A 9390-nucleotide genomic window follows, 5' to 3' on the forward strand; every position below is an offset into this window, starting at 1 on the left:
GTATTCCAGGAGCCGGCGCGCCACCCTTCAGAATGGCAGGAGGGCGCAAGGCGATCACCTCGCGGCAGCACGAATATCAGCGATTGGGTATTTTCGTTGCCCACTCGTCATTTTGGTCCGATGATCGGCATGCGGCATGACCGCGTGCCGGTTCGATGCCGCTCATCAAGGGAGGAGAACATGGCGAAGTTTCTCTACGTCTATCACGGCTCCGGCAAGATGCCGACGAGCGACTCCGAGCGAAAGGCGATGACCGACGCCTGGACAGACTGGTTCGGAAAACTCGGCTCGGCCGTGGTCGAGCGCGGCAATCCTGTCGGCATGTCGAAGACGGTGCTGCCCGGCGGCAAGGTCGAAAACAATGGCGGCAGCAACCCGACCGGCGGCTACTCGATCATCGAGGCCAGGGATATCGACGAAGCCGCCGAGAAGGCCAAGGGCTGCCCGATGCTGGCCATGCCAAACTGCAACGTCGAGATCGCCCCGATCATCAACATGATGGGCTGACGGGTCGCCTCAAGAGCGCGCCGCGATGGCCGCCGCGGCACCGGCCATCGTCGTGGCGCTGACGCGGTTGGCGATCTTCATGGCGCGCTTGCTCCTGAGCAGTTTGCGCGCCTGCGAGGCGGCGAGCACCCAGGCGAGATCGATGGCGATCAGCACCACCGCCATGGTCGCCGTCAGTTCGACCCAGCCGACGAGACTGACCGAAGCGAGGTCGATGATGGTCGGCAACAGCGCCAGGTAGAACATCATGATCTTGGGATTGCCGAGCGTGACAGCCATGCCGGCGAAGAAAAGCTTCGCCGGCGAGTCTTCACGCGGCATCTCGCCCTCCTTGGCATCGACGGGCGCCGTCCACATCTTCCAGGCGAGGTAGGCGAGATAGGCGACGCCAGCCCATTTCACCGCGACGAAAGCGAGATGGAAGGTCTGCGCCACCACGGCAAGCCCGAACACCGCCAGCGAAAGCCAGATGCCTTCGCCGATCCACATGGCAAGCAGGAACGGGAACACGTCGCGAAAGCCCTTCGAAATGACGCGCGCGACGAGCGCCGCGATCGATGGACCGGGCGAACCGGCGGCCACGAACAAGGCGGCGGCGAAGATCAGGAGCGAGGTGAGGTGCATGGCGAGGGTCTCTGTCTGGCAACCTTTGAAGCCTGACACTAGCGCAAGCGATCGAGCCGCGGTAGCGCCGACAAAATGACGCTTGTCCGCGCGGCGTCACGCCGCTAGAAGGGCCGCCGCGAAACAATTTCGAGCTTCACTTTGCCTCAGTAACCGCCGGTCTCGTCAACTCCCCCGACACACCTGCATGGCGCCGCATCAGCAGTGCCTGTTTCATTTTTCATGTGTTCCTCTGGGCGGCGGTTCGAGACCGGTTTGGCACTGCTGAACCGCTGTCGCGCGCTTTTCGCCCAGCGACACCCGACTTCACGATCTCCGCAGCCACCCGCCACGCCGCGCCCGCACGGGCATCTCGACATCGCCGACCGGATGAACTTCCCGACGGGAAGGACTTACCGGCATGTCTTCTATCCTGCGCATCCACTGGACGATCGCGCCTGAAATCGCACCGCGCCCATTGATCAACTGCAATCGCTGCGGCGGCGTGAAAGCCTATCGCTGCAGCGGGAAATTCCGCGTCAACGCCAATGGCAAGCGCATCGACGTCTGGCTGATCTATCGTTGCGCCGACTGCGACAATTCCTGGAATTTCGGCATTTTCGAACGCTGCAACCGCCGTGACATCGAGCCGGCGCTGCTCGCGGCGCTCGAGAGCAACGATCCGGAGTTGGCACGTCGCCATGCCTTCGACATCGTCGCCCTGCGCAACCAGGTTGGGCGTGTCGAGGAATTCCCTGATGCCGCCGTGCGCAAACAGGTGATCGGCGGGATGAAGCAGAGCGCGACGGCGCTGGAACTTCGGCTGGGTTTGGAAGTGCCGATATCGCTGAGGCTCGACCGCTTGCTGGCCAGCGAATTCGGCATCTCGCGATCGCGGCTCCAGGCGCTGGAGGAGCGACGGCTGCTGGTCGTTGATCCCGAGGGGAGCAAAGCCCTTCGCAAGCCAGCCCGCGAGGGGACGACGATCCGCGTCAATCTTGCCAGCGAACCAGATCGGCAGGCCATCATCCTGGCCGCTGGGGGATGAAAAAGGGGTGAGGCACCGATGTGCCTCACCCCTTCCGTCAGTTCCGTAAAATGGAAAATTACGCCGCGCCGACCGCCTTCGACGACTTCTCGAAGCGCTTGCGCTCGTTCGGGTCGAGATAGAGCTTGCGCAGGCGAATAGTCTTCGGCGTCACCTCGACCAGCTCGTCGTCCTGGATCCAGGCCAGCGCGCGCTCCAGCGTCATGCGGATCGGCGGGGTGAGCTTGACCGCTTCATCCTTGCCGGCGGCGCGGATGTTGGTCAGCTTCTTGCCCTTCAGCACGTTCACTTCGAGGTCGTTGTCCCTACTGTGGATGCCGATGATCATGCCCTGATAGACCTTGACGCCCGGATCGATGACCATCGGGCCACGGTCTTCCAGGTTCCACATGGCGTAGGCGACCGACTCGCCCTGCTCGTTGGAGATCAGCACGCCGTTGGTGCGGCCGGGCAATTCGCCCTTGTAGGGCTCGTAGGCATGGAACAGCCGGTTCATCACGGCGGTGCCGCGCGTGTCGGTCAACAATTCCGACTGGTAACCGATCAGGCCGCGCGTCGGCGCGTGGAAGACGATGCGCTGGCGGTTGCCGCCCGAGGGCCGCAGCTCGACCATTTCGGCCTTGCGCTCCGACATCTTCTGCACGACGACGCCGGCATGCTCCTCGTCGACGTCGATGACGACTTCCTCGACCGGCTCCAGCAATTCGCCGTTCTCGCCCTTCTGCATCACGACGCGTGGACGCGAGACGGCGATTTCGAAGCCTTCGCGGCGCATGGTCTCGATCAGCACGGCGAGCTGCAATTCGCCACGTCCGGAGACGAAGAACGAATCCTTGTCGGGCGATTCCTCGATCTTCAGCGCGACATTGCCTTCGGCCTCGCGCAGCAGCCGGTCGCGGATGACGCGGCTGGTCACCTTGTCGCCTTCGGTACCGGCGAGCGGGCTGTCGTTGACGAGGAAGGACATGGTCACGGTCGGCGGGTCGATCGGCTGCGCATGCAGCGCCTCGGTCACCGCCAGGTCGCAGAACGTGTCGGCGACGGTCCCCTTGGACAGGCCGGCAATGGCAACGATGTCACCTGCCTGCGCCTCTTCGATCGGCTGGCGCTCGAGGCCCCGGAAAGCAAGGATCTTCGAAATGCGGCCGGTTTCGATCTGGGTGCCATCATTGTGCAGCACCTTGACCGCCTGGTTCGACTTCAGCGTGCCGCTCTCGATGCGGCCGGTGATGATGCGGCCGAGGAACGGGTTGGCTTCCAGGATGGTGCCGATCATGCGGAACGGGCCGGGATGAACGGTCGGCGCCGGGACATGCTTGATGACGAGGTCGAACAGCGGCGCAAGCTGCTGGTCCTTCGGGCCTTCGGGATTTTCCGACACCCAGCCGTCGCGGCCCGAACCATAGAGGATCGGGAAGTCGAGCTGCTCGTCGGTGGCATCGAGCGCGGCGAACAGGTCGAACACCTCGTTGACCACCTCGACATGGCGGGCGTCGGGACGGTCGATCTTGTTGATGACGACGATCGGCTTCAAACCGACCTTCAGCGCCTTGCCGACGACGAACTTGGTCTGCGGCATCGGCCCTTCGGCGGCGTCGACCAGCACGATGGCCGAATCCACCATCGAGAGGATGCGCTCGACCTCACCGCCGAAATCGGCGTGGCCGGGGGTGTCGACGATGTTGATGCGGGTGTCCTTCCAGTCGACCGAGGTCGCCTTGGCCAGGATGGTGATGCCGCGTTCCTTTTCGAGGTCGTTGGAATCCATGGCGCGCTCGGCGACGCGCTGGTTGTCTCGGAAAGACCCGGATTGCTTCAAAAGCTGGTCGACCAGGGTGGTCTTTCCATGGTCGACGTGCGCGATGATCGCGATATTACGGAGGTTCATGATTCTGGTCTCGGAAGCGTTGCAGGCAGCAGGCCAAAGGCGCTGCCTCTTTCGGTTGCGCGGCTCATACAGGGTTTTTCGCAGTTGCGAAAGGGGAAGCGCGACACCAAATACTCATCAAATCTTAAGCATCTGCGTGTGAAATGATTTTGTTAACCAAGGCGGGAACCTTTGAGGGCCCGGACAGTTCGAACGTCATGACCGATAAACTCAACCGATTTTGGCCGCTGATCGCGTCCGCCGCCTTTGCCGTCCTGCTGGCGGCCAATGCCGCGCAATCAGCCGCGACGCTGAAGGAAGCGCGTGCCGTCCTGCCGGCTGACGCGCCTTCCGCGCAACAGGCCTTTGCCGACGCGCCCGATGGCGTCGACCCGGTGGTGACCGGCCCGGTCAGCGCCGCCTTCAAGCAGAGACAGGCCAGCGCCAATTGTGATGCGGCGGTTTGGCCCAACATTCCGATGGTCTGCTATCCCGACTGAAAGTTCGCGCCGTTCCGCGAAGCTGCCGATCTCCCCCTCGTGGGAAGATCGGCCATTCTGCCTGCCGCCTCAAGCCGGCTGCGGTTCCGGATCGAAAGCCGGCCGGCTGGTGTTGATCAGGAGCGAAATACAGGCGGCGGCGATCGCCGTCATGCCGGCAATCAGGAACGCCAGTTCGTAATTGCCCTGCAGTTCGCGCATCGTACCGCCGAAGGCGGCGGCGGTGGCGGCACCCACCTGGTGACCGGCGACGATCCAGCCGAACACGATCGGCCCGCTACGGTCGCCGAAGGCTTCGTTGGCGAGCCGCAGCGTCGGCGGCACGGTGGCGATCCAGTCGAGACCGTAGAGCACCGCGAAGATGATCAGGCTGGTCGCCGAGAAGCCGGAATAGGGCAGGTAGATGAGCGAGAGACCACGCACCGCGTAGTAGACGCCAAGCAGTTTGCGCGGGTCGTAACGGTCGGTGAGCCATCCTGACAGCGTCGTGCCGATCAGGTCGAAAATGCCCATCATCGACAACAGGCCGGCCGCTTGCATCTCCCCGATGCCCATGTCGCCGCAGAACGCGATCAGATGTGTGCCGACGAGACCGTTGGTGGTGAAGCCACAGACGAAGAAGGTGGCGAACAGGTACCAGAACACCCGCGTGCCGGCGGCCCGGCGCAACGTGTTGAGCGTATGCGCCAGGAAGTTGCCTTGTGACGCGGGCGAAGTCGGCGGCACATCATCCGCCTCTGCGCCATAACGCACCATGCCGATCGAGGCCGGGCGCTCCGGCACCAGCAGCCAGACCAGAGGGATCAACGCCGCGGTCGCGATCGCGACGGCGATGACGACAGGCTGCCAGCCGCCTGCCTGCGCAAGCGAGGCGATCAGCGGCAGGAAAATCAGCATGCCGGTGGCACTGGAGGCCGACATCAGCCCCATGACAAGGCCGCGATTGATCTTGAACCAGCGGTTGACGATGGTGGCACCCAGCACGCTGGCGACGGCGCCGGATCCGATGCCGGAAAAAACGCCCCAGGTGATGAACAGATGCCAGGGCTTGGTCATCAGCAGGCTGAGCCCGGTCGAAGCCGACATCACCACCAGCGACGCAAGCAGCGTGCGGCGCAGCCCGATGCGTTCCATCAGCGCCGCGGCGAACGGACCGGTCAGCCCATAGAGCAGGATGCCTACGCCTGCGGCCAATGAAATGACGTCGCGCCGCCAGCCGAAGCTGTTTTCCAGCGGCAGCATCATGACGGACGGCGCGGAGCGCAGGCCGGCCGCGATCAGCAGGCAGAGGAAGATGACGCCAACCACGACGAAAGCGTAGCGCTGGCCAAACGGACGGGATTGAGCTATCATGTTACTGACCGGTACGTTGCAAGGTGGGAGTATGTATACGTACCGATCGGTAACATTGTCAATCGAGTCCCATGATGCCAAGCGACAAAAATATTGAACTGACCATCAGCGACGGTCATGCGTCGGCGCCACCCAAGGCCGCCAAGAAGATCCTCGACGTGGCCTATGACCTGTTCTACCGGCGAGGTATCAGGGCGATCGGTGTCGACGAGATCGTCAAGCGCGCCGGCGTCACCAAGCCGAGCCTCTATCGCAGCTTTCCCTCCAAGGACGAACTGGCCGCCTCCTACCTCAGGCAATACGATCTTGAATACTGGGAGCGTTTCGATGAGGCGGTTGCCGCCAATCCCGGGGACCCTCGTGCGCAGATCAAGGCTTTCCTGACCCGCATCGGCAAGCGAACGCAGGTGGCGGACTATCGCGGCTGCGGCATGACCAATGCGGCGGTCGAATATCCCGACCACAGCCATCCGGCCCGCGTCGTCAGCGAGGCCAACAAGCAGGAATTGCGCCGCCGCCTGCGCGCCATGGCGGCTGCGATGGGCGCGCATGATCCTGACACGCTGGGCGACGGGCTGCTGCTGCTCATCGAAGGCGCCTATATCAGCGGCCAGCTGTTCGGCCTCGGCGGACCGGCACAGTCGGTCGCCCGCAACGCCGACCTGCTGATCGAGGCGAGCTTGAAGAAATAGCGATTGGCGATACGCTGGGACGACCGCCAACGGAGATCCCCGCGATGCGCAGCCTGTTGATCCCGCTCATCCTCGCCGGCCTCTGCCAGGCGGCACAAGCCGGCGAGATATCCAGCGCCTACACCGACCTCGACTGGAAGAAGGACTGCGTGACCTATGCGCAGGCCGAGCAGGGCGACGGCGATTGGGCCGACCTCGCCTGCTCCGGCTATCGCGGCTATTCCGTGCTGATCGGATATGACGACGCCCGCGAATCGCTGTTCTACGGTTTTCCGCCCGGCGGCGACATGACGTCCGCCTGGGAAAGTTTTTCGGCCTTCAATTCGTCCGGGGCCAAGGTCGAGTGGCGCATCGAAACCAATGGCGACAAGGCGGTGCCATTCGCGGTCATCCACCGCCGCTCGATCAGCAATCCCGAGGACGAGACCAGGAAGACCGAGGTGCTGCTCGTCGCCAAGGTCGCCCAGATGGACGCCCGTGACGGCTGCACCGTCGGCCTGGTGCTGGCCACCGGCAACCCTACCGCCAACGACCAGGCGCGCAAGATCGCCGACGAGAAGGCGAAAGGCTTCGCCTGCGGCAAGGACAAGCGCGTGGTGATCGGCGACGTGCCGGCTTTCGGCCGGGTTGATAACTGACCGCTCGAGCTACTTGCTCGCCTTTGCCCGTGCAACCGCGTCGATGATCATCCTCTTGGCGTATTTGGAATCGTGCCAGCCTTCGATCTTGACCCATTTGCCGGGCTCGAGATCCTTGTAGTGCTCGAAGAAGTGTTGCACCTGCTGGCGCGTGATGTCGGGCAGCTGCGTGTATTCGGTGATGTTCTCGTAGCGCAGTGTGAGCTTCGGTGACGGCACCGCGATGATCTTCTCGTCCTGGCCGGCATTGTCTTCCATGATCAGCACGCCGATCGGCCGCACATTGATGACGCAGCCCGGCACCAGCGCACGCGTGTTGCAAACCAGCACGTCGATCGGGTCGCCGTCGCCCGACAGCGTGTGCGGCACGAAGCCGTAATTGCCGGGGTAGCGCATCGAGGTGTGCAGGAAGCGGTCGACGAACAGCGTGCCGGCCTCCTTGTCCATCTCGTACTTGATCGGCTCGCCGCCGATCGGCACCTCGATGATGACGTTGACGTCCTCAGGCGGATTCTTTCCAGTGGCTATGGCTTCGATGCGCATGGCTTTTGTCCCTCTCTCGATTGGCAGGAGATAGCGGGCGGCGCAAAATGGTGCAATGCGGCGAATGGTGCTTACATGCATCCGGCGGGACGCGATGGCGTTCGGCGCGTTCAATCATCGGCACAAGATGTTTCAGCGTCGTGATTTACGTGAGCCCGGGACTTCGCCTTCCGCGATCGTGCCCGGCAGTCACTCCCAGACGAAGGCGACCTTCTTCAGCGCCTTCTGCTCGAAAATCTCGACCCCTTCGGCGATGTCGCGTCCGCCGGCACCTGCGTAGAAGGCGAGTGCGTTCTGGTTGTCTTCCAGCGCCCACACCACCATGCCCTTCAGCCCATGGTCGGCAAGCCGCGCCCTGGCCGCTGAAAACAGCCGCCTGCCCAGCCCGATGCCCTGATATTCCGGGCGCAGGTACAATTCGTAGATCTCGCCTTGCTGCTTGAGCTCCTTGGCGCGGTTCTTGCCGATCGTCGCATAGCCGGCAATCGTGCCGCCGATCTCGACGACCAGCACGGTCGCCGCGCGGCGGATGGCATTCGCCCACCAGTCGGTTCCCCGGCGGTTGATCATCGACGTCAGCGTGCGGTGCGGGATGATGCCGCTATAGGCGCCGCGCCAGGCTTCCAGGTGCACCTCGGCAATGGCGCCGGCATCGCGCGGGTCTGCCTTCCGAATATCGATCGTCAGCGTATTCATGATTTGTTAACCATAAACCCGCATCGGCCGATTGCAAGAGTCCGGGGCGGCCCGCCAACCGCTTTCTACATCCGATCCTGACATTGCCGAAATTGGATAAGCCCCGTCCCGAAATGGGCCGGATCGGCAGGGTGGCGTCTGCCGGCAGACTCAGATTTCGACCAGATGGTCGTCCAGTTCGTTGGTATCGCCCGGCGTAACAGGGAAATGCTCGGCCAGCACCGCCCCCACCTGCTCGATCGCCTTGACGAAGCCGTCGGCGAGCCGGTCGTCCCCGGCATGGGCGGTCAGGTCACGCACCACTCCGTCCCAGACTTGTTGGCCGACCTTGGCGTCGATGCCTGAATCGGCCACCACCTCGGCGTAGCGCTCGGCGATCGAGACGAAGATCAGCACGCCGGTGCGCGCCGTGGTGCGGTGAACGTTGCGGGCGAGAAACTGTTTGACCGCATTGGCGTGCGCTGCCTGATAGCGCAGCCGGCGTGGCACCATGTGGATGCGCAGGCCGGGCAGCGTCCACAGCAGGGCCAGCACGCAGGCCAGCGCCAGCAACTCGGCAATGACGAAATGCGGCAGGCGGATGGTGAGCCACCAGGCTTCCAGCCCATAGGCGACGGCAAGGCTGACGATCAGCATGCCGAGGGTCGCCATCAGCGCGGCGGGGGCGAAATAACCGTCGCTGGCATGCGCCACGACGCAATAGATCTCGCCATCGGTTTGCGCTTCGGCGGCACGGATCGCAGCGGCGATGCGCTCATGATCCTGCGGGCTGATCGGTCGTGTTGCCATGATCTTGTCTCACCAGCTTCCTGAAGAACCGCCACCGCCGGACGAGCCGCCGCCGCCCGAAAACCCGCCGCCGCCGCTGCTTGACCCCGAGGACCACCCGCCGCCGGAACTGCCCGAGGACCAGCCGCCGCCCGACGACCCCGTCGTCCAGCCG

11 protein-coding genes are annotated in these 9390 nt (G+C 63.7%); 5 read left to right on the forward strand and 6 right to left on the reverse strand.

Annotation, left to right across the window (positions count from 1 at the left end):
* Positions 1-180: 180 nt before the first annotated feature.
* Positions 181-507, forward strand: coding sequence for a YciI family protein (locus EOA36_RS17605; protein ID WP_127278718.1), 327 nt, complete (start codon positions 181-183; stop codon positions 505-507).
* Positions 508-516: 9 nt separating this feature from the next.
* Here EOA36_RS17605 and EOA36_RS17610 read toward each other — a convergent pair whose 3' ends face one another.
* Positions 517-1131 carry a LysE family translocator gene (locus EOA36_RS17610; RefSeq protein ID WP_127278719.1) on the reverse strand — a complete coding sequence of 205 codons (615 nt, stop codon included), beginning with the start codon at positions 1129-1131 and terminating at the stop codon, positions 517-519.
* Between the two features lie 400 nt (positions 1132-1531).
* Between EOA36_RS17610 and EOA36_RS17615 the strand changes: the two genes are divergently transcribed.
* Complete coding sequence (locus tag EOA36_RS17615) at positions 1532-2158, forward strand: DUF1062 domain-containing protein (protein WP_127278720.1); 627 nt, start codon at positions 1532-1534, stop codon at positions 2156-2158.
* Between the two features lie 58 nt (positions 2159-2216).
* On the opposite strand, the gene typA is transcribed toward EOA36_RS17615, so the two are convergent.
* Positions 2217-4046 carry a translational GTPase TypA gene (gene typA / locus EOA36_RS17620; RefSeq protein WP_027145159.1) on the reverse strand — a complete coding sequence of 610 codons (1830 nt, stop codon included), beginning with the start codon at positions 4044-4046 and terminating at the stop codon, positions 2217-2219.
* Between the two features lie 197 nt (positions 4047-4243).
* Here typA and EOA36_RS17625 point away from each other — a divergent pair, with 197 nt between their 5' ends.
* On the forward strand, positions 4244-4525 hold the full coding sequence (locus EOA36_RS17625) for a hypothetical protein (protein WP_245464393.1): 282 nt from the start codon (positions 4244-4246) through the stop codon (positions 4523-4525).
* A gap of 69 nt (positions 4526-4594) precedes the next feature.
* On the opposite strand, the gene EOA36_RS17630 is transcribed toward EOA36_RS17625, so the two are convergent.
* Complete coding sequence (locus EOA36_RS17630; RefSeq protein ID WP_189553254.1) at positions 4595-5878, reverse strand: MFS transporter; 1284 nt, start codon at positions 5876-5878, stop codon at positions 4595-4597.
* 74 nt (positions 5879-5952) lie between these two features.
* Here EOA36_RS17630 and EOA36_RS17635 point away from each other — a divergent pair, with 74 nt between their 5' ends.
* Both EOA36_RS17635 and EOA36_RS17640 read left to right on the forward strand, forming a co-directional pair.
* Positions 5953-6570 (forward strand): TetR/AcrR family transcriptional regulator, encoded by a 618-nt coding sequence (locus tag EOA36_RS17635; RefSeq protein WP_127278722.1) that lies wholly within the window; start codon positions 5953-5955, stop codon positions 6568-6570.
* 44 nt (positions 6571-6614) lie between these two features.
* Positions 6615-7208 carry a hypothetical protein gene (locus tag EOA36_RS17640; protein WP_127278723.1) on the forward strand — a complete coding sequence of 198 codons (594 nt, stop codon included), beginning with the start codon at positions 6615-6617 and terminating at the stop codon, positions 7206-7208.
* 9 nt (positions 7209-7217) lie between these two features.
* Here the strand turns inward: EOA36_RS17640 and ppa are convergent, their stop codons facing one another.
* The 3 genes from ppa to EOA36_RS17655 all read right to left on the reverse strand — a co-directional run bounded on the left by ppa (position 7218) and on the right by EOA36_RS17655 (position 9236).
* Positions 7218-7751: an inorganic diphosphatase gene (gene ppa, locus EOA36_RS17645; RefSeq protein ID WP_127278724.1), complete on the reverse strand. Its 534-nt coding sequence runs from the start codon at positions 7749-7751 to the stop codon at positions 7218-7220.
* Positions 7752-7940: 189 nt separating this feature from the next.
* Entirely contained in the window at positions 7941-8447 is a 507-nt protein-coding gene (locus EOA36_RS17650) for a GNAT family N-acetyltransferase (protein ID WP_127278725.1), read from the reverse strand.
* Between the two features lie 150 nt (positions 8448-8597).
* Entirely contained in the window at positions 8598-9236 is a 639-nt protein-coding gene (locus EOA36_RS17655) for a TPM domain-containing protein (RefSeq protein ID WP_127278726.1), read from the reverse strand.
* Positions 9237-9390 lie beyond the last annotated feature (154 nt).

This window comes from Mesorhizobium sp. M8A.F.Ca.ET.021.01.1.1 (assembly GCF_003998025.1).
Lineage (GTDB): Bacteria > Pseudomonadota > Alphaproteobacteria > Rhizobiales > Rhizobiaceae > Mesorhizobium.